Source organism: Marinobacter sp. OP 3.4, from assembly GCF_036224885.1.
GTDB lineage: Bacteria > Pseudomonadota > Gammaproteobacteria > Pseudomonadales > Oleiphilaceae > Marinobacter.
This window is the reverse complement of sequence record NZ_JAVVLT010000084.1, coordinates 1-20,022: the sequence shown is the minus strand read 5'-3', so window position 1 is coordinate 20,022 and position 20,022 is coordinate 1. Positions and strand designations below refer to the sequence as shown.

Sequence of the window (20,022 nt, the reverse complement as noted above, 5' to 3'; positions counted from 1 at the left end):
TCCTTTTCTAAGGTGAAATGAGGCGTGTCGAGGAGTTAGTCAGGTGCGTTGACGCTGTGTGCATCAGTTCTGACTGGAGTTGTGCGGCAAGCAGGTGGGATGACTGCACAACCATAGCCCTTGGATCTGGCTGTGTAGGGCTTCCGATGCGGTACATCGAGGCGATAATAAACTGAATAGTTCGCGCCGCCTCAGGAAGTTTTTGCTCTAGTCGTTTTAGGTCTTCCGCCAGCAAGCCCAAGCTCTTCAAAACAACCTTTAGGTAATCGACTGGTTTAGCGTCATATAACTCAATCCGGCCTACCCCATGTAGAAGTCCCGCAATAGCCGCCAGCCAGCGTTCCGCTTCGTTATAACCGCCGCATGCATCGAATGATCGTATGGCTACATCAAGGCCGTGTCTTGCCAGGCTGCCTGGCTGTTGTAGGCCATCTTCTTGCATTGCGCCATTCAAGAAGCGCAGCCCAACTGATGGTCGACCCAGTACTCGTCGAACAAAATCAGCTAACGGTTGCACCGGGCATGCGTCGATGAACAGTTCAATATCGACCACCAGATCTGGGTAGACCAGTTTCGACTCAGGCAAATGCAGCAGCGTGTCAGGCGTGTCCAGCAGAATGACGGTGTCTGAGCGCGACACGGCATTCCCCCGCTCACCCTCCCAGAGCATCAGCTGAACAGCGCAGTCTGGGATTTGTGTGAGCTGAAGATCCCGGTGAGGCTGGAACATCACGACCTGGTACTGCTCGAAGGAATTTTCGATAGTCAGTTCTAGAACCGGCAGGTGCTCCCCGTTCGGGATTTCCGTCAAATGGGTAATAGTCCCGATGAAAATTTCCGGCTCGGTTTTCCAGGTGGTGTTGACGACAATGCTCATGCAAAGTCCTCCTGTGCAGAGTGCAGAAGACGTTCGAGATTGTTGAGCAGTTGCGGCAGCGGGTCCTGAAGGGCCTCGTCGTCCATCAACCACATCTCATTTTCCACCCAGTGAGTGAGCGCAGCGAGATTCGAGCTTTCGTCGCCTTCTCCAAGAATGGCGACGAGGTGCGTTCCGTCAGGAATTTGCATGGAAAAGGCCAATGCACTGGCCAGGCGCGTCGCGAAAGACTTTCGGCTGATAGAGAACGGCTGGGAATAGTTCATGAGCTACCTTCCTTTGTGGGATCAGTTTTAGCATTGAATTCGTTGATCAGCAGGCGTTCAAAAGCGCTGCCATCACGACGAGTGAGATTTGGCACGTATCGTGAGTAAACCCTGAACAACATTTCCGTGGTGGTGTGGCCCATCTGCCGGGCAATCCATTCAGGGTTCTCACCAGCGGCTAGCCACAGCGTCGCTGCGGTATGGCGGGTCTGGTAGGGCCTACGTTTACGCAGCCCAAGGTGACTGAGCAGCGGGTACCAAACCCTTTTCGTGACGTTGTTATGGTTAAGCGGCCCACCTGTTCTGGTACAAAAGACGAATTCATTTCCGCCAGTAGCCTTTTTCTGGTCCTCAAGTGCATCGACGACCAGTTGAGACATCTCAACGTGACGATAGCTACCATCGGTTTTCGTCTGCTCGATTTCCCCGTTCACTAGCGCCTGGCGAACCAGAATCTGCCTGCGCTGAAAATCGACGCAATCCCACTGCAAACCGTCTATTTCACCGGTCCGAAGACCGGTAAAGAAACGCACCGTGTAGTAGTTTCTGAAGTCCGCCCGAACCGTAGCGAGAATCAGCCGAACTTCTTCCAGAGAGAACGGTTCCACATCCGATCGGGGCACCTTCAGTGATTTGATCCCTTGGTAGGGTGAGGTAAACTCATATCGGTTGGCTGCCTCTCCCAGAATCATGCGCAATGGCGTCATGATGCGGTTGATACGGCTGGCGGAAAGTGGCTTTTTGCTCCGGGTTTCTACTTTGGCGAGTGACGCCCGGAACGAAAGAATTTCCTGCCTGGTGATGTGGCCAACCTCCGACTCTCCAAATTCCGGAATCAGATAGTTCTCCAGCGTTCCCTCAATCGTTGCGATGTAGGAGCGGCGCCACTGAATCCTCATTTCGTCCAGCCATGTTTGTGAAAACTCACTGAACAGCGGCGTGTCATGAGCCGCCCGAGCGCGCTGCAATTCAGCTTGCCGGGTAAATTCCTGCGCCTTGGGACTGTCGGGGAAATACGAGTGGTACTCGAAAGTCCCCAACGTGATTTCCGCTTCGATACGTTTCAGAATCGCTTGAAGCTTTTTCCGGTTAGCGGGTGTGTTGTCGAGGGCGGTCTGCTCTCGGCAACGCTTTCCGCGGTACTTGAAATCGAAAAACAACTTTTGCGTGGATTCACGCACTCGAACGCTACCCATTCATGCGCCCTCCGTTAGCCATAGGAATTGCAAGGGAGTGGTGGCCAGAATGTTCAAACATGTCCCTCTCAATCGGCTCCCACAGATACAAAATCTTCCGGCCGCCGAACGGCCTGATGTAGTGCACACCTTCAAGCAGAACCGAATCTTTCAGACGCTCCCGGATGGTCCGAGCGTCGTAACGAATGCGTTCCGCAAGCTCTTCGGTTGTAAGGTATTCTGTACTTTTCATATGTAGCTCCTTTGCGCTTTATGATGCGTACACGCTACATAATATGCGAATAAGCGACGCTGTCAAGCGTCTTTTGTAGATCTTGCTCAACATTGGATGAAAGTGGGCTGCTGATTCGGTAGAATTGAGGTCTTAGCTGAGGATGCCCCAATGATTAGATTCCGCCTAAAAGAGCTGATCGCCGAGAAAGGATTCCAAGAAAATCGTAGGGTTACACTGGATGAGGTTTCGAAAGAGACTGGGATTCATAGGACGACCCTGTCCAAAATAGCGAACCAGCGTGGCTACAACACGACGACAGAAATCCTGGACAAGCTTTGCATCTACTTTGGAGTGGAGCTGCAGGAAGTGGCACAGCACGTTGAAGAGCCAGAAGATGATGATTGAGAACCATCGGAAGGAAATCTTGTAAATTTCACCATTGGTGCAAGAGTCACGAAGAGCTGGATGTTCGATGCCAGCCAACGCTGCGGGCACATCGGAACGAACGTTTAACTGTTGAGTTTATTAACTTTTCCCACCTTTCTATACCTCCCCCTCCAGGGGGTGAGGTTCTAGCTTCCCTCGTGAAATCTCGCTATGGTAGCCTCAATGACCTTTGGTCGTTTTTCTAAAAATTATAATCACTCGCGGTACCACCGAACGGTTAAGGACATAGCGTGCAGTTCAAACGGTTGCTTGACACCCTGGCTCGGTCGTCAGCTCAAGCGGTTACAACGCTGGGGGCGGGACAAAAAGAGCAAAACGAGCTCAAAGAGTACCTCTACGTCGAAACGAGGATTGAGAAAGACTTCAGAGACCTTCTGAATTCGAACCTTTCGTCAAAAAGTGTCATCTTCTTGTGTGGCTCTTCCGGTGACGGAAAGTCTGAAATTCTAAAACGCTATTACGAGACCTACTCGGACAGAATCAGGTTTCACCTAGATGCTACTCATGCGTTTAAACCCGACCAAGATGCAATTGAAGCGTTAGATCAGCTCTTTGACGAGCATCGTGAGTCGGACAAGCCGCTGGTCATTGGAATAAATGTCGGGATGCTATTTAACTTTGCATCTCAAGGACATCCCCGCCACGAAAACATCAGGAGTGCCATTGAATCCTACCTCCAAAGTGGGGACGAAATTTCAGTCTCATACAAGTTCCTTAACTTTGAACAGTATCCGAAATTCAGTATTGAGGACGGAAAGACCGGATCGAGCTTTATCAGTGAACTGTTTTCGCGCGTAGTTGCCTCCAATGAAAAAAATCCGCTACATCTTGCATATCTGGATGCGGTGCGAACGAATCCCAGCACTCTGACTCTGAACTATGAGTTACTCAAACACGAGCAGGTGCGTGATCGGATAGTCCACTTGCTTCTTTCTGCTAGATTAAAATTTGATCAATTTCTTTCTGCGCGGGCTCTGCTCGATTTCGTTCACCATTTGATTTGCGGCCCCAGCTTGCTTTTCAACAATCTATTTGTGGCTGGTCACAATGACTTGAGTGACGTTATCAGCCATTTTGACCCATGCACGATTAGGTCTCGGAATATTGATCAGTTCCTCATTCAGCATCCTCTAGGTATCAGAGAAGAGGCTTTCGATGAGTTCCAGAATTCAGTGCAGGAAACCCTTGGCATAGTCGACATTGAGTCGGCTGGTTGGTTGCGATTTTTCTATCTGTTTCAGGATATCGCCATTGGGAATAACTTTCATCAACGTTTCAAAAAGGATTTTGAACAACCACTTTACGACAGATACATTGAGATTTGGCGTTTACATAAAAGCTATGATGGAAGCGCTGAGGAGCGTCAAAAGCTGAGAAGTTTCTATAAGGATGAGCTTGTATATGCATTGGTTCGATTCGGAAACAGGTTGGATCCGTCATTAACTGCAAAACAGCATTTATTTTTGTGCTCCAGAAACGGCGCCTTTATTTCGGCAGTAGCCGATATTAAGCCTGACCTCAAAAGAATTGAAAATGAAGAGATGGCAAATATCCACGAGTTTCCGGTTTGCCTTAAGGTTGCTGATGAACCACTTCAAACGTTTAATGTAAACCTTAGTTTTCTTGAGCTGGTTTCTAAAATAAACGATGGGTACAGGCCGAATAAGCACGATAAGAATACGATTGTGATTTTGGAGGAGATCGTCGACGACGTAATAAAAGTCGTCATTCGTTCAAACAAGCTGATGCTTTCGGATGGTAGACAACACGTTTATCTTACGAATGAAGTTGAAGACAGTGAGATCGTTGTCGGAGGTGTCGAGTGAGTATTTCCGATAACTTGTTTGCGCTGGATGAACAAGAAATTCAGAACAAAAACTTCGTTAACCATTTTCTGCCATTTCGGTCTCAGTCGTCTGGCCTTGATTTCGAAGCAATAGCTGGAAGCATTTTGACGGTGGCTTTTCAAAAGCGGCTTGAGAAAGGCTCAACGTTAGAGAGTTTTAAGTCCTCAGTTTATAGTCGCTTACAGTATAAGCTGACGGACCAAGAAATTTTCCCTCTTATTGAAAAAATGTATTTCGATAATGAAGCGGTAGGTTTGTTTAAAGTTTCTCCGGAATTTCTAATTGCCAAAGCCGCTCAGGCTGAGGCATCTACTAATAAACATGTTGCGCAAGTTTTTATCGGCTTCATTCGTGACTCGAATCGAAGATTTCCAAAACTCAGCAGTGAAGTGAATTTCTTAGAGCAAGAGCTTGTTGAAGCGTTCCAACAGCAATTGACTGATTGTAAAGAGGATCCCGTTGAGAGGCCTTATTTGCCATTTATGTCAGAGCTCTTTTCCCAGGATCTTGGCTTTCTTTTGGAGCACCCCGGATATTTCTTAGACAACCTTAGAGCATTTTTTAGCCTTTATACCTTTTTATATAGCTCCCAGTTGGCATTGAACATCAATGGTTGGACGGAGCAGCCTGCTAGTAAACCACTTTTTTTCATTCTTGATACCGAGAAGGCTAGCTTAGAGCGGAATAAGGTTAGAGAAGCTTTTCGTCACCTGAGGACGAAAGCTTTCGATCTATTCCCGGTTCTTTCTATGCTTGAATATCTGAATCAACCGAAGAATAGGAAAGCGATAAAGTTTCCTCTTTGGAAGATTTTTTTAGATATAAACGAGATGGATACGTTACAGCGTAATAGCATTAATAGCTCGCTGATAAGGTTCTGCGAAAAATATCGAGAAAAAAGAAAATTTCCACCTCTTGAAGAATATCCTCAATCAACGAAAGAACTGATTGAGATACTCAGTAGAACTGCCAAGGAAATTTTTGGGACAAAAGGTACGAACCAACACGCTGTAAACAATAAATTTGTGAACGCATTTGAGAATGAAATTGCTCCACACTTTGTCCAGGTGAGGGGGCGCTCAGGAAGAGTGCTGACAATTTCTCAAGATTATCTACTCCTTCTCACAAACCTGGCTATCGGCAGCAGAAAGCAGATTCAGTTCCAAGAGCTGCTTCAGGAGTTTAGAAAACGTGGGGTCTGGTTCGACAGACAGTCAGAGCAAGCGATCATCAGGTTTTTGGAGCGAATTGGTAACGTCGAGCGAATGAGCGATAGCGGAGATGCGGTTTATGTCCGAAAAACACTTTGAAGCCTTCTTGGTAAGTAATCTACGTGGTTGGCTTCAGTCCCGGATAGAAGCGGGCGCCCGGTATCAGTTCAAATCACCAGACCCGGAAAATACGGTACGTCTTGTTTCGGAGTTGTTAGAACAGTGTGATGGTCGACTACGTTATGGCGAGCACGAACTTTCATATCTCCAGATTAATGATGTACGTTTGTTGGTGACCGGGCATTTGGAGCAGCCTGATATTCAGAATGGTTGCTACACGGAAAACTACATATCAAACCTTCGGGATACTGTGGCAGCTGAGATGCCCCCTTTCGAGGGGTGCGCTTTGCTAATCGTACATAACAGCCTTCTTGATACTTTGATTAATAGTGCGTTCGACCTGGCCCAGGGCGACGCTGTTTGGTCGCCTAATCAAACAAAAAATGAGCTGGATCTCATGATATCTGGTGGGCTTCAGAATCAAGTTGCTTCCCGGTGTCTCTTAGAGCACCAAGCCCGGATAATCACAGAAGAAGGCTCCAGTGTATTCGGATTTCGACACCTCCATGATGCATTGCTAGACGGAGACCTGCGATTCCAGGAGCTAGGGCTGTTCAACGACCCGCAGGTGTTAAGCAATTCGAACGAGAAGCAGGTAGCGCGCCGACTGGAGTCGAATCGCCAGCTGAGGGAAGAGATTGAGTTTGCCGTTGAGCATTTCCCGAATGACTTGGAAGACAAGCTGACAAAGTTTGGATCAAAATTCATACAAGAACATTTTGGAGAAGGAGCCGAAGTTCCCTGGACCGAGCTCAACTACCAAGAGTTTCGAGACGAAGAGGAGCTTCAGAAAAAGCTGACTCTCGATTATGAAGGAATCGAGGTTAATGGCTGCCAAATCGACGTAAGAGATAAGAAAGACACCTCGGCGGGTAGGCGAGATAAGCATCTGATTATTGAGGTTCCGAGTGGTCAGGACCTGTTCAGCTTCAAGATCAAGTTCGTTGGTCAGCGATTAGAAAAAAAGGAGCTTTTGGTTACGCCAAGAGCCATGTCCGACGTCATTGACATTGACTTCTCTTTTAGAGGTGACAAGTCGACCTTCACTATCTCCGGACCATGTAGTGGTGAACCAGAGTTTTTTAGTCTGAGACTCAATCGAGATTCTTCGAACGAAAAATACAGCTTTCATTGCCTGGTAGTGCAACAGGGGGTCTTTTATCTTTCGGCCTTTGAGAATCGCTTTCTCATCGATAGAAGGAGAAGAGCACTCGTACTCCAGGCAGACCAACATTGCCTTGACGTTAATCCTGACGTCACCCCTGAGACCGTGTTATCCGACAGCGGTGAAACAATTGACGTAAATTCAGTGGGAAAGATCGATTTCGAGCAGCTCTACGATGAGTCTGACGAAGTTAATTTCACCCTGACGAATGGGGACAGGTCTCTCTTTGTACTCGTTGAAGGAGAACCGAGCAAAGAAGCACTGCGGCTACCAGTGATTTTTGATCCAAGTCGGTTTGCCAGGCTTTTTAAAGACGATAACTTCAATGGTGTGTATCGGCCAGGGAAAGAGACCGTCGTCTTCGATAGCCAAGAATCGGAGCCAGTGTTCTTCCGAAAAGCCTTGCTCCAGGCAGAGTCTGCCTTCGTTAATGAAGAGTGCATCGAATGGGACAATGATCGACGCAAAGGAATTCCACTTTCAAACCTTTCGCTCGCCGACGACAGAATATATCAAGCCTATGCCGCCCTTGTTTCTTACTTTCAACAGCGTAAGACGTTGCCCTCGCTGGCTAGCTGGGGGCCTGAACTTGTTGCCCTAGGTAAAGAGTATGTTCTGGCTTCCGTTGAGTACTTGGAAAAAATTAAGAAGGGGAAGCCGCTCGATAGCTCTGAACGGCTGGTGATTCGCATTGGGCTGGCAACAGTGGAGGAGCGTCGATTTTTTACTCCGTTCCATCCGCTGGTCATGGCCTACTATCTGAGTTTGGTTGAAGAAATCGTTGAAGATGGTGAAGCGCGTAGCTTTCGCGAATTACCAGAGGTTACGAAAGGCCGATTAAACGCACGGGGATTACTCCCTCACCTTTTCGACAGAGACAATCGTTACAGTTATACACAGGCTGTGCCAGAGAACCCCCTCTGGTTGGAGATAGTGCCACATCAGGATACAAGCTTTGATTTTGTGATAAACCTTGTAAAGCACAAAATCGAGGAGTTCACGTCTACATTTGAGCAGCTATTCCGCCAGGTCGATGACGCCCCTCTGTTAATAAACTCTGTCAACAACGCAGAAAACTCAGAGTTATTCAGAGGGCTGGTGTCCTACTATCAGGCGAACTTGCTCGGCGGCCGTCACATACACGTCAATCTCTACGACGAGAAGTTAGTCGAGACTGAGTTTGATGTTTTCGCTGAGATGGGGATGTATGACGAAATCAAGGAACGGTACGGGCTCGATAAGGGGGCTGCACGTCGCAATGCCGACGCGGTAATCGATCTACTGCGGACCAGGCTAACGTTTAGCAAGTTTCAGCATAGCCACGTGGAAGAGCAAGCTTATGCTCATCTGACATTTTTTAAGAATGATCAGAAAGTGGAAGCTGTGGACAACAATATTGATGAGCACGTTTCGGGTGTTGCCTGCGCTGGACTGTTGTCAGGTGAGTCTTCGAGGAGCGAGGGTGACCGATACTTCACGGCTTTTGGCCTGAAAGGTGTCGATTACAGCTCTTTACTGCACTTGAAGTTGGCTAAGTTAATAGGAACGCTTTGGCGCCCCTCTCAGTCCAAGAACGATGTCTATCATGATCATTCGGCCACGAGCCTCGCAGTGAGTCAGGAGTTTATGTCCTTGCTGGAGCGCTCATACGATAGTTCAGTATGGACGACCATCATAGATCCAAAGGTCACGCTGAAGTTCTTTGAAGCCACCGAAGGCGTGATTCTCATCCACTACTCCGACCAATACACAAGCTCGTCGGGTTATGACGCGATCACCGTAACCAAGCAAGTTGACCTTTATAAGAATGTCTTGGGCAATGCTGGCAATGAATTGATTCGAGAGTTCAATGCGTTCAATGGTGAATGGCTGCTCAGACTGATTACCGACCACTCGAAAGAAAAGATTGCGAAAGAAGGCATTATCGGCGCCTATAAAATCGTTAGTACCCTTTTGGCTCAGTCAGATATCACCTGGATCCCTATCTCTGTCGCTGAAATGATCAGAGTGGCCGGCAATATTGGCCTTGCGATGACGGATAGTGATTTCTCGCGCCACAATCGCAAGATCAAAAAAGGTGCAATCTCTGACGATATCTTGTTCGCAGGTTTTAAGGAAGGCCAACTCTACCTGCTACCTGTGGAGGTAAAAGCTGGGGGCCGCCCTGATTTCTCCAAGGCGAGAGACCAGGCGGTTGAGTTGAAACGATACATGGAAGAAGACCTCTTGGGACCGGACACGCTTGCGTCGCGTCTCTATCGCGGGCTATTCATTCGCCAAGTGCTTCTGCAAATCGAGAAGTATCAGTTGTATCGAGTTTTCGAGGATAACCATTTCGAGGATTTCTTAAACCATCGCGAAGAATGGTTAGAAGGCCAGTATGGGATCGGTCAGCTCCCGAATTATCCCGGTGCAATGGTAGTAGCTCACATCAACAATGAGTCCTGTTTTGAAGAGAAGTATGAGATAGCTGAAGAAGTTCTTCAGGCTGAAATACCGATGGGGCTACTGGATGAGCTAGTAAGGACCCCTTACCAAGACCTTAGAGCGAAAATCGACAACTCGTCACTCCTTCATGTGCCCAAAGAGTATTTTCTGCAGCCTTTCACAGAGCAACAACTTGCAGGCACAAAAGAGGATGAAGCGAAGAAGCCTGCCCCCACTAAGGCGGAAATGGTCGTGTACCCATTTTCAAAACATGATAGCGGTGTCTTCCCCGCTGCGGCTGATGATACTTCTGAAGAGAAGGTGGGCGATTCCGAACCTGTGGCACCTGCCGAGCCGCTCAGGGTAGAGTTTGGCAAGGACGTTCAAAGCGGTGAGGTAGTCTATTGGGAGCCCACGAATACCGAAAAGCTCTTCAATACGAATACCGGAATTATTGGCACGATGGGCACAGGGAAGACCCAATTCACTAAGTCGCTGATTACTCAGCTTGTTCGAAATCAGAATCATAACGTTGACGGAGCCCCAATAGGGATACTGATCTTCGACTACAAGGCTGACTACGTTAAAGACGATTTTGTTCAGGCCACTAATGCCAAGGTTTTCGAACTTGACTGCTTGCCTTTCAACCCGTTCGCCTTGTTTGGAGACAAGAAAAAGCTACCGGTGCATGTTGCTGGTCAGTTCATTTCGTCGATGTCCAAGTCTTATAACCTTGGCGTAAAGCAGCAAAGCAAATTGCGCACGGTGATCCGGGACGCCTATGAAGCCGCCGGCATTTACTCAAATGATGAAAGCACTTGGAGTAGGCCCGCTCCGACTCTGGAGGATGTCTGGGCAGCGTATCAGGAGCAGGAGAAGATCGACCATGACTCTTTATACGCGGCGCTCGAAGTGCTATCTGCCTATGAAATTTTTGAACCGGATACGAGCAAGACCCTGTCACTCTATGACCTCATCGATGGTGTTACCGTCATCAATCTTTCGGGTTACGATCGCACCATCCAGAACCTCGTCGTCGCACTCACGTTAGATCTCTTCTATACACAGATGCATCAGCAAGGTAGCTCGAAACTAGACGGTAATTTTCGTCAGATCTCTAAAATGATACTGGTCGACGAAGCCGATAATTTTATGTCTCAAGACTTCGAGAGCCTCAAGAAGATTTTGAAGGAGGGACGGGAGTTTGGAGTTGGGACTATCCTTTCGACACAGGAATTGACGCACTTCAAAACCGGCGACAATGACTACTCAACGCTTATCCTATCTTGGGTGATTCACCAGGTCGCCAATATTAAATCGCAGGAGATAAAGGCCATCTTCAATACACAGAGCAAGCAAGACGAGGAGTACTTTATGAGCCAGATAAGAAAGCTTGATAAACACGTCAGCTTGTGTGTGGATGGGAAAAAGAAAGTGGTTAAAGTTAAAGATTTGGCCTTTTGGGAGATCAAGTAATTGAAAGATAATTTTTTAGAATTAGTTGATATGTACAAAAAGGTATTTCTATCATGCGCCTCGACCTTTTTTCATATACTTAAGTCTGCGCATTTTGTTTTTTTCTCCGTGGTGTGCCTTGGAATCGGGACCATGGGGATTTGGATCCCTGTGGTTTTCCAGTTAGATGTCAGTGCGCCAGCCTCAAAGCTTTCCAGTAACATAACCTATGACAATATTGCAATATTTATGTATGTCGTAAGTGTTCTTGGTACGGTCGCTGCTGAATATTTCGTAAAAAATGAAGATCTAAAAGACCCGGATAGTAAGTCTATACACTCATTTGCTATGTTCATTTGGTTCTTGGCAATTTTGCTTGCTTTCTGGGCTCTAAAAGAACCTCGGGGGACAACTTGGCACCTTTGGGTTAGTCTGTTGTTAACCATTTCCATCTGGATGAGTTTTACAATAAAAAAGGAAGAGTTTAATTTCGATCAAGACGAGGTCTCGGGGAAACTTTCAGGAGCACTGTCAGACAGCTCAGTAATTCAAGGCAAAGGGATCTAAAGTGGGGAAAATTCCGTTGAGTGTAAATGAGTTTCTGGCAATAAGGGTTGATCAGCCATTTGGTTCCTTTTATTCAGTGCGACTCAATTCGAAGTTTATTTTACAGAGAGCTTATTCAAAGTCCGCATCTTTTGATGGTGCAGAAATAACGGGTGCACAACGCAAGCTTAGGCGAGAGCGTTTGAAAGAGATCGGTGAGTTTATCGATAGCGATGACGCTATGTTCCCATCATCTATAATAATCGCGGCTAATTATTATGAGGATGACAGGCTCGCGGAAGAAGATGACCAATGGCGAGTTGAGGCCGTTGATGAAGGTCTGAATCTTTACAAGCTGATTGTTCCTTCAGATAAAATTGTTTGCTCTATTGTCGACGGTCAGCATCGTCTATTTGGATTTGAGTATGCGACCGAAGATTTTGATCTTAATTGTTCTCTTTATCTTGATTTGCCGCCATCTCTTCAGGCTTCGGTGTTTGCGACCGTGAACTTTAATCAATCGCCAGTAGATAAAAGTCTCGCGTACAATTTATTTGGCTACCAGCTAGATCGTTTGGATTCGGAAATTTGGTCTCCAGATTTGCTCGCGATAAATCTGTGTCGATATTTCGCTATCACTCCCGGCGAGTTTTTTTGTGGCCATATTAATTTCAGGTTAAAGGAAAAAAATGTACCTAAGGGTAATTGGGTTATTTCCACTGCGGCTTTTGTTGATGGTGTTTTGAGGTTGATAAGTAGAAATCCAAGACTTGATAGGTATGAAATTAACAAAAAAACTATGTGGGGGTTGGCTGGGAGGAAAGCTATAAAAGCTGACGAATCGTTTTCAATGCGAGAGTATTTTAGGGTTAAAAATGATAAGGCGATAGAGCAAGTTATAAGTGCTTTTTTTAATGCTGTTGGGTCAATATTTGATATAAAGGATCACTCGGATCACGTTTTCGTGAAAACAATTGGCATATCAGCGCTGTTTCAGCTGTTAAACGAGATGCTTTTAAAATACGGAGTCGACAAGGATACGATTGACGAGTTTCCGGTCTTACTTCGAAAAGCAAAGGTTATCAATCTAGAAGACACTGAGTTCTTTCCGTCAAGCACCAAAGGGCAAAACCGGCTTTTGAGAATGCTGTTGCATTTTGTTCTCGACAAGCCCTTCGCGGAAATGGAGCTCAGGGAAGAGGCAGAAAATGAGCTCAGCGATAAAGCTGAGCAATATCGTCAGCGCTAATTCAAGACTCGATCCTAGCTGCACTTTCTGATAATCGGGAAAGAATGATGTTACCTTTATAGAGCTCATGCATCAAAAGGTGACATCGTATAGTTAAACTTATTTCTGGTGTGTCAAAAGCTTCTGGAGAAGATACTATGCATATCTATGAGATTCTTGATGTGCCCCATTTTGTGTAATCCGCTATCGATTAAAGAGCGGATAATGTTTTGAGGATCGGTGTCGACTCCTTGCTCTGAGCAAAACTGCTTGATCATAGCTTCATAAGCATGTTCCTGATCACCAAAAAGAACGTCACGATTGATAACGTGAACCTGTTCGGGTCTGGTGTCATTTATTGTAGCGGTACGTGTATCGCGCAGCGCAAGCGAAATAGCTGTGCGTGCCAGCACATTAGGAGTGAGGCGCGTTTTTGTTTGCAAGAACTGCAGCCTATCCCAGGTCTTTTTACTCAACTGAATGCGGGTGGGAAACATCTCAGCTCGCCTCCTTTTGGTGCCAAAAATAACCTTCACGGACGCGAGTCGCTCCGGCTTTTGAATCATATTCGAGCTTATAGGCCCGGGATATGTCGGGTGCGAGATCAGAATAGAATGATTCATCCACCTCAGTGTCTGTAGAGAGCACAATCATCTGGTGGCTTGCGATAGGGAAATAGCCTTCTATCAGCTTGGTTCTGTGCTCGGAGTCTAGCCTCCCTAATGGAGTATCGACGATCATAGGCAACTGACGTCCGGAGGTTTTTGCAAGCGCCTCAAGAACAGCAATTGCAAATATCTGTTTTTCACCAGCTGAAAGCTCGTCTTTCGCTATCGTCCGCCCGTTACCGGTCAATAGTTCTACGTGGAAGGTCTTTGGGTTGATCCGAATTTGTAGATCCATGTCCTCTTTCCGAGCTAGTTTGGCAAAGCACTCGGTGAACTGGATTTCAAGGTCTCGAACCTTGGCGGTCGCTGTCTGATCGACATAGTCCGCGAGCAAGCCATTGGCGTTGTTGACGTAGTCGATAACTCTCTTTTGGTCGCTCAGCTTCGCAGCAGTTTCGTAAAGTCGGTCAAGCCGGCGGGCTATTTCGACGGCTTCATTAGCTGCGTCTTTTCCTTTCGCCCGCGCTGACTCGATTTCAGCATCTAACCTGCCAAGTTTTTGCTGTAGCTGCTGCAAGTTTTCGAAATCAGAGGCAATCAAAGAATCGTCCGGAGCGCGGGCCAGAGACGCCCCAATTTCATCGAGTTCTGCTTCGATACGCTCCAGAGCATCAAACAATCTAATCAAATCCTGCCGCTGTCTACTAGCATCCTCGAATGTTGAGTATATTTTCCCTGCTTGAGAGGGCGTTAAGTCGTGAACCAAAGTCTGGGATTCGAGGTCTTGATGGGAGTTGCCCAGTTTATCTATCTCAGCGAGCACGATAGCCAAAGAATCGGGTGCCAGCTTTGAATCGAGAGCGTCTTCCAGGTGTGTTCGGTATTCGTTGTGGATTCTGTGTTCCTGCAAAAGCCCCTGAAGCTGGAGGTCTTGCTCAATCTGCTCTTTAGTTCTTCGGCAAAAGTCCTCTGCCAAGGCAATGGGTGCGGCGCCGGATATAAGGACATTGATGTCGGATATTAAGTTATCTCGCTCGCTTTGGAGCTGACTCAATCTGGCTTCTAGCTGAGCCCGAGATGTGGAGAAATGCCCCCCCCGATCATCGATGTCTTTTTGGAGTCTGTTCGCGCGGTCTTGTAACTCAGCGCGCTGAGCGAGGATGGTTGAGATCTCTTGACGGACGATCTCAGCTTGCTTCCGACAGTTTGTCAGTTTGGACTGTTCAGCATCGATTTGTGCCTGCATTTCCTGAGCTGACGATCGTTTAGCCAGGTTCCGATTAAGAACAGTGAGATCGCCGGAGAGCCGTTCCACGACGTCGAGCCCGAGTAATTTCTTGATAGACTGTTCGAGGGCTATTCCTCCGGAATCATCAGCTAGTTGGGCGATTTTCTCACCATCAAAAAAGAATAAGTCGGATACACCTGCAGGTATCAGTTCATTCAGAAAATTCTGAGCTTGCTCGTAGCTCAGACCTTTAATAGGCGTATCATTCTCCAAGACAGTGAGTGTTTCCTTAACGCCTTTGCCCTTTCGTTCCCATTCACGCTTAACGTGGTACTGGCTTTCCGTTCCGAGCTTTGCGTAAGTGAATTTGAGCTCAACAGACGAAGAGTTGGCAGAGCGACCAGTCTCTCTTGAGTGATGGATGGCGTCGAGCAGAAACTCATCATAGCGCTTTTGGGAAACTGCACTGCCCAGACACAAACGTCCGTAGAGCGCCAACCTTACGCCCAAAAGGATGCTTGTTTTACCCGCGCCATTTAAACCGCCAAAAAGAATGATGGGCCGTGTTTTGGCCGCACGCTTTTCGGGCGTGAGGTTGAAGGAGTTTTTCCCTTCGTAGACTCGAAAGTCGGTAAGCGTAAGCTCTTTAATCAGCATTAGTTCAAAAACTCTGAAAATTCGTCTTTCACTTCCTCAACGTATGATTTGCCACGCTTACGAAAGGAATGGTTGCGCTCATTGATCGCGTCGAGATCCTCCCAATCTCTTTGGAGGATACTCTCCAGGCTGTTCAGTATGCCCCTTCGATTGCCTAGACCCGATACTTGAAGTTCTGCTTCCAGCATCTTGCGAACAAGCGCTGATGGAACACCGTATTTTTCTGCGAGCCTCTCAAGTGTTTCGGAATCTGCTCGTGTAAATGCGCCAGCATCGTCCTCTACCCAGTCAAGGTCCTCTCCATAGACTTCGCGATAAATCCGTGGCAGGGAGTCTTCCCAGTCCGGTTCATTTGGGTCGCGTAGCCATTCTCTTCTTATCATGTGTAACTCGGGGCGAGTAATCAGTTCGATAGACTCACCACTCTCGTTAATTCCCTTCTCAATAGTGAGCAATTCACGGAGGAATTCTTGTCGCTTGGTCAGCCAATAGGGACCCGGGATATGGCGCACTTCTCGCACACTATCATCACTGATGTCGCCCGAGTTGTAAGAGACCCTTCCTGTTCTTCGCCGAAAGTTGCGATACTCCTCAGAGTTTTCTGGTTGGCGGGACATGTATAGTTTGTTTCTGAACGCCAACAAAGGCTTCATCCAATTGGCACCCGACTCGATAAGGCCATGCAGCGCTTTGTCGTCAGTCACAACGGTGCACGTCCAGCACCCGAAACGGCTGTTCCCACACGAGGGCGTACTTTTATCGATTACCAGCGGGCACTCGCCTTGGTTCGACCCTTTGTACAATTCGAGCAACTCTTGGTTTGATCCTCCCCATGGGCATGGGGCACTCATTAGGTACATCCACACTTCGTCTGCGGACCAGCTTTCGATGGGCATATACGTGTAGGCGTTTGGAAGAGAGCTGTGGCGGCTAAGCGCAGAACCATCGATTTTATGTTTCGCGATAACCTGGGCGCGAGACGCACTCTCCTGGCTGCGAGAGCCCAACACTACAACGGCCTCACCAAATTTAGCGACCTTATCGAGTATAAACTCGCTCACAGGGTCTATCTTCATTCGTTCCGTGCACCAGCGGAACGTCTGATTTGGCGCAGGATAACCACGACCGAGCAAATTCACCCAAAAGGTTTGATCTGTCTTTGGCACAACACTGTGTGCACTTATAGGTAGGCCCTCTTTCGGCGCTGCCTCATTAATCAGCTTTATTACTCTCTTGATCATGTCGACCACGACAGGGGTCTCAACCAAGGTGTCAGACGAGACCACATAAACATGTTTGGTTCGCTTTTCGGCAGGAAGCTGCAGTAGTGCCATGTAGATCAAGGAAAGAACGCAAGTAGAGTCTTTTCCTCCACTGAAGCCAATAATCCAGGGCCGGTCGTCAGAGCAATATATGTTCTGAATTTCGCGCACTAGGTCCACTAGAGGGCGGTTGCCAAGAGAAAACTCCTGAATCATGGATAGATGATCCGGGAAAACGAACTGTTCCTGCGCAGTCATGTCTTAAGCGACTCCTCGTATTCCTGCTCGGAAGGGGTGAGAGGAACACTTAATTGCTGTTTGATGTAGTTGCCCGTGAGGACGACGCTACTGCGAGCCTTGCTAATGCGACCGTGATGCATTGCTCGACCTTCCCACTCATTGTTAGCTCGTGCCCAATCAATGTCTTGAAGACCTTGCAGTATCCGGCTCCACTGAGATTTTGGCTTGAACAAAAGGTCGGCGCCTATTTGGCCCATGGCCTGCAGCATGACGCCATGAGCATGAACGTATTGCTCACGGAGCTCGCAGGTCGCTACTTTCTTTTCCAGAGCGAGTTGCCAGTCTCTCATGTTAGCCGCGACTTCATTCCAGTATTCAATTGCCAACTGCTGCTCATCCTCGCTAACTAGGTCACTCTTCCCTTTCATCAGCAGAGCCTTTGAGGCGTTCTTGATAGCCGACAACGTAAAAAGTTTGCTGCTTCGGTTGGATATGCTGGACCTCTCCATTTCCGTCAGCCGGGAGAATACCTTCACCTCACGAGCAACAACTCGGGCTAGTTCGGATAAGTGATCCCGGTGGTCATAGAGCGTGCTGATAGAGTCGCTTGGCCGGACAGCGTGCTTGTTGAGATCTGCGAACATTTGCTGGCTGCGCTTCAGACCTTCGTCAATAAAGAACAACACAGGGACGTTGTCGTAACCGAGTTCTGGATTTTGTTCGATTGCCTGAACGATGGCCTCACGGCGGTGTTGGCCGTCGTTGATCAGGATTTTTGCATCCATGGGGATCGACAGTAGCCCCAGGTTTTGAGCGATACCTGTGTCGGTACTGGGTTCAAACGAGACCTGACCATCTACAGACGCTGTGATTCCCGAAAGCGTATAGTCCGTTGGGTTGTCGACCAAATAGCTGACAATGTCTGGTATTCGGGTTCGATTCAATACTCGTTGGGCTCTCAGTTCTGGAGGAACCTCCTGCCCATCGAAGATGAAAATTTTTGGTATTAGTCGTAACGGGCACATGGCCACGTAGCAAGGCCGTCCGGACTGAACGCCTCTCGCTGCCGGGAAGGTGTGGGAGAACTCGGCCATGAGGGTCTCCGGGAATGGAAGTTAAAAGTTGGAATGGAAGTTAATTTACCCAAAATAAACTTCCGGGTCAACGTGGCCAGGGCGAGGTTTCAGATTGGAGAGTTATCTAAGTCCATGAAATCGTTGAGAGAGTAAGATCTTGGGATTAGTCGTTCGTTCGCAGAGCTTCGCTTCATCACCGTTACCTGCTTGGCAGGTGTCTCGCTGAAACTTACGTGAATTGGCCGGTCTTGGCCATAGAAATACATCCTATCGAATTCGAGGTTTTCCGCGATCCATTGACTGACCTCGAACATGTCCTCATCTTCGACGATAAAGTCTACTGCGGCGCCCCCGCGCATGCAGATGGGGTTGCCTAACCTGTTCAGTTCATGGGATGCGTGCTGATCTAGTTTCGGAGCGATCCTACGCCGTATATTTTTGCTCAGTTCTGACGAGCAAAAGCCATAAGTGAGCTTGATCATGCCGAAATAGTCCACGATAGGATCGATAAGATTATTGGCTAGGTCGAGGAGGGCGGTGTAAGTCTCTGGTTGGAGCGGGTGATTCTCGATTTTAAGCGACTTCTGCGTTTCGCCGCATTCAATCAGGTCGCGATATTTGAAGTATTGGCCGCAGGGATGATCGAGGTTCGGAATTTCGGTACTCCTTGTCAGGCTGTGTCCTTCTATTGCCCATCTCTTGTCGCGCAGCGCGTTCTGAAAATCTCTGTCAGGAGGGCCGAAGCCGCTAAAATCGCCAACTCCCAGTTGTTCAAGCGCTTCATCAAAACGCAATTGTTCGGCATAGTTTTCTTGATCCTCATGCATATACCTGCTCTTCAGGTAGAGGTTGGGAGGGGCAAACTCATCACCGTATTGGTAAACATCGATCCGCTGATTTCTCAAATTAATCTTAGTGCGAACGAGCATTTTCGGAATGGCCTTTCCGAAGAAGTCGTCGTAACTCATGAGGGAAAGCTTCCCGGAACGGATGTGGATTTTGACTAGATCGGCAGAACTTGGGTCTCCGAATAGGCTAGATGCACATGTGATGTAAATTCGGAGGACTGGGGGCAATCTTGGTATTAACTCAGTGTGTAGTTGCAGTGAGTGATCGTCATGCAGCCACCCCAAGCCCTGTTCAGAGGCTTCGATACAAGCAGACAGGATCGCACTCTTATCTAATACTTGAACGAGATGATCTTCTCCGATTGTTTGGGCATTCGCTAGGGTCCCACAAAAATGTCTGACATCTTCCTTGAGCTTGTCAGGCATAGGGCGTGGGGGAGCGCTCCGGAAGAATCGTAGTTCGGCAAACTGAACAATCAGATCGTCCTTGCGCGCCTGTTCAGCCCTCGCTAATGCTAACGCTCCCTCCTCATCTTTGACGGTCTCAAGAATTCTCAATGCGGCTGGGTAGGAGCCCAGAAATCTCCGAATGTCATTGAGGTTTTCGATCTCGCTTGGCTTGGGTTTTCTGCCAAAATCTAGCCAAGTGCTCCACAACTTTTCGAAAATATCCTTGTTGTTTTCATACTTCCGTAGACTAGCCGGTGCCCGGCGCTCAGGTTTCTGGCTGTTGAGCGGTCTTTTCGCTCGAAGTAGTCGAGGGCGGCTTCGTTTAACGCTTTTTCTAGCCAGGAAGTCAGTCTTCGCTGCATCCGTCTTGAAAGCGTAAAAAATTCCCGGAGCTATCGGAACAGGCTCTGTTCTGAGCACTGATTCAATGTAAGTTGCCAGTTCGCCTTGTGAAAAATACTTTTGGAAAGTGTTTCGCGAGGTGCGCACACCATCCCTGAAAGGCAGTCCACCCCGAGCATTTGCGTTTTCCAGCATCGCAGAAACGACTAAGATTTCTGACGCAAGTTCATAGGCGCTGGTCAGGACGAGGTGGCGTTTGCGTAAACCGCTGAAGGTTGCCACCCATTCCACGTGAAGCCTGCCACCCGGACC

15 protein-coding genes are annotated in these 20,022 nt (G+C 47.9%); 6 read left to right on the top strand and 9 right to left on the bottom strand.

The features are described from left to right. Positions 1–7: 7 nt before the first annotated feature. The 4 genes from RO069_RS13995 to RO069_RS13980 are packed head-to-tail and all read right to left on the bottom strand — an operon-like array spanning position 8 to position 2,571. Complete coding sequence (locus RO069_RS13995; protein WP_328188361.1) at positions 8–877, bottom strand: hypothetical protein; 870 nt, start codon at positions 875–877, stop codon at positions 8–10. Next, a complete protein-coding gene (locus RO069_RS13990) occupies positions 874–1,143 on the bottom strand; it encodes a hypothetical protein (RefSeq protein WP_328188360.1) in 270 nt (89 codons plus the stop codon). Before RO069_RS13990 ends, RO069_RS13995 begins: the two co-directional genes overlap by 4 nt. Then, the gene (locus tag RO069_RS13985; RefSeq protein WP_328188358.1) at positions 1,140–2,339 is read right to left on the bottom strand and encodes an Arm DNA-binding domain-containing protein; all 1,200 of its coding nucleotides are present in this window, start codon (positions 2,337–2,339) and stop codon (positions 1,140–1,142) included. The genes RO069_RS13990 and RO069_RS13985 overlap by 4 nt, the downstream gene beginning before the upstream one ends. After that, positions 2,332–2,571, bottom strand: coding sequence for a hypothetical protein (locus RO069_RS13980; protein WP_328188357.1), 240 nt, complete (start codon positions 2,569–2,571; stop codon positions 2,332–2,334). Before RO069_RS13980 ends, RO069_RS13985 begins: the two co-directional genes overlap by 8 nt. 150 nt (positions 2,572–2,721) lie before the next feature. Here RO069_RS13980 and RO069_RS13975 point away from each other — a divergent pair, with 150 nt between their 5' ends. The 6 genes from RO069_RS13975 (at position 2,722) to RO069_RS13950 (ending at position 13,020) form a co-directional block, all read left to right on the top strand. After that, a complete protein-coding gene (locus RO069_RS13975; RefSeq protein ID WP_328188355.1) occupies positions 2,722–2,958 on the top strand; it encodes a helix-turn-helix domain-containing protein in 237 nt (78 codons plus the stop codon). Positions 2,959–3,230: 272 nt separating this feature from the next. Beyond that, on the top strand, positions 3,231–4,826 hold the full coding sequence (gene dptF / locus RO069_RS13970) for a DNA phosphorothioation-dependent restriction protein DptF (RefSeq protein ID WP_328188354.1): 1,596 nt from the start codon (positions 3,231–3,233) through the stop codon (positions 4,824–4,826). Continuing rightward, positions 4,823–6,157, top strand: a complete 1,335-nt coding sequence (dptG, locus tag RO069_RS13965; protein WP_328188352.1) for a DNA phosphorothioation-dependent restriction protein DptG — start codon at positions 4,823–4,825, stop codon at positions 6,155–6,157. Before dptF ends, dptG begins: the two co-directional genes overlap by 4 nt. Then, positions 6,138–11,246: a DNA phosphorothioation-dependent restriction protein DptH gene (gene dptH / locus RO069_RS13960; protein ID WP_328188350.1), complete on the top strand. Its 5,109-nt coding sequence runs from the start codon at positions 6,138–6,140 to the stop codon at positions 11,244–11,246. The genes dptG and dptH overlap by 20 nt, the downstream gene beginning before the upstream one ends. Beyond that, the gene (locus RO069_RS13955) at positions 11,247–11,792 is read left to right on the top strand and encodes a hypothetical protein (protein ID WP_288367001.1); all 546 of its coding nucleotides are present in this window, start codon (positions 11,247–11,249) and stop codon (positions 11,790–11,792) included. A gap of 16 nt (positions 11,793–11,808) precedes the next feature. Further along, complete coding sequence (locus RO069_RS13950) at positions 11,809–13,020, top strand: DGQHR domain-containing protein (protein WP_328188348.1); 1,212 nt, start codon at positions 11,809–11,811, stop codon at positions 13,018–13,020. Positions 13,021–13,133: 113 nt separating this feature from the next. Here the strand turns inward: RO069_RS13950 and RO069_RS13945 are convergent, their stop codons facing one another. The 5 genes from RO069_RS13945 to RO069_RS13925 all read right to left on the bottom strand — a co-directional run. Then, positions 13,134–13,496 (bottom strand): DndE family protein, encoded by a 363-nt coding sequence (locus tag RO069_RS13945; RefSeq protein WP_288367004.1) that lies wholly within the window; start codon positions 13,494–13,496, stop codon positions 13,134–13,136. A 1-nt stretch (position 13,497) separates the two neighbouring features. Further along, positions 13,498–15,492: a DNA sulfur modification protein DndD gene (gene dndD, locus RO069_RS13940; protein WP_328188347.1), complete on the bottom strand. Its 1,995-nt coding sequence runs from the start codon at positions 15,490–15,492 to the stop codon at positions 13,498–13,500. Then, on the bottom strand, positions 15,492–17,012 hold the full coding sequence (gene dndC, locus RO069_RS13935) for a DNA phosphorothioation system sulfurtransferase DndC (RefSeq protein ID WP_288367006.1): 1,521 nt from the start codon (positions 17,010–17,012) through the stop codon (positions 15,492–15,494). Before dndC ends, dndD begins: the two co-directional genes overlap by 1 nt. After that, on the bottom strand, positions 17,009–18,088 hold the full coding sequence (dndB, locus tag RO069_RS13930) for a DNA sulfur modification protein DndB (protein WP_022992092.1): 1,080 nt from the start codon (positions 18,086–18,088) through the stop codon (positions 17,009–17,011). The genes dndC and dndB overlap by 4 nt, the downstream gene beginning before the upstream one ends. A gap of 89 nt (positions 18,089–18,177) precedes the next feature. After that, a partial coding sequence (locus RO069_RS13925) for a DNA phosphorothioation-associated putative methyltransferase (protein ID WP_328188345.1) occupies positions 18,178–20,022 on the bottom strand: 1,845 nt, incomplete at its 5' end.

Excerpts from the sequence above, each read along its gene's own strand:
- RO069_RS13995 (WP_328188361.1), bottom strand. The coding sequence starts at position 877 with ATGAGCATTGTCGTCAACACCACCTGGAAAACCGAGCCGGAAATTTTC.
- RO069_RS13990 (WP_328188360.1), bottom strand. The coding sequence starts at position 1,143 with ATGAACTATTCCCAGCCGTTCTCTATCAGCCGAAAGTCTTTCGCGACG.
- RO069_RS13985 (WP_328188358.1), bottom strand. The coding sequence starts at position 2,339 with ATGGGTAGCGTTCGAGTGCGTGAATCCACGCAAAAGTTGTTTTTCGAT.
- RO069_RS13980 (WP_328188357.1), bottom strand. The coding sequence starts at position 2,571 with ATGAAAAGTACAGAATACCTTACAACCGAAGAGCTTGCGGAACGCATT.
- RO069_RS13975 (WP_328188355.1), top strand. The coding sequence starts at position 2,722 with ATGATTAGATTCCGCCTAAAAGAGCTGATCGCCGAGAAAGGATTCCAA.
- dptH (WP_328188350.1), top strand. The coding sequence starts at position 6,138 with ATGTCCGAAAAACACTTTGAAGCCTTCTTGGTAAGTAATCTACGTGGT.
- RO069_RS13945 (WP_288367004.1), bottom strand. The coding sequence starts at position 13,496 with ATGTTTCCCACCCGCATTCAGTTGAGTAAAAAGACCTGGGATAGGCTG.
- dndD (WP_328188347.1), bottom strand. The coding sequence starts at position 15,492 with ATGCTGATTAAAGAGCTTACGCTTACCGACTTTCGAGTCTACGAAGGG.
- dndC (WP_288367006.1), bottom strand. The coding sequence starts at position 17,012 with ATGACTGCGCAGGAACAGTTCGTTTTCCCGGATCATCTATCCATGATT.
- dndB (WP_022992092.1), bottom strand. The coding sequence starts at position 18,088 with ATGGCCGAGTTCTCCCACACCTTCCCGGCAGCGAGAGGCGTTCAGTCC.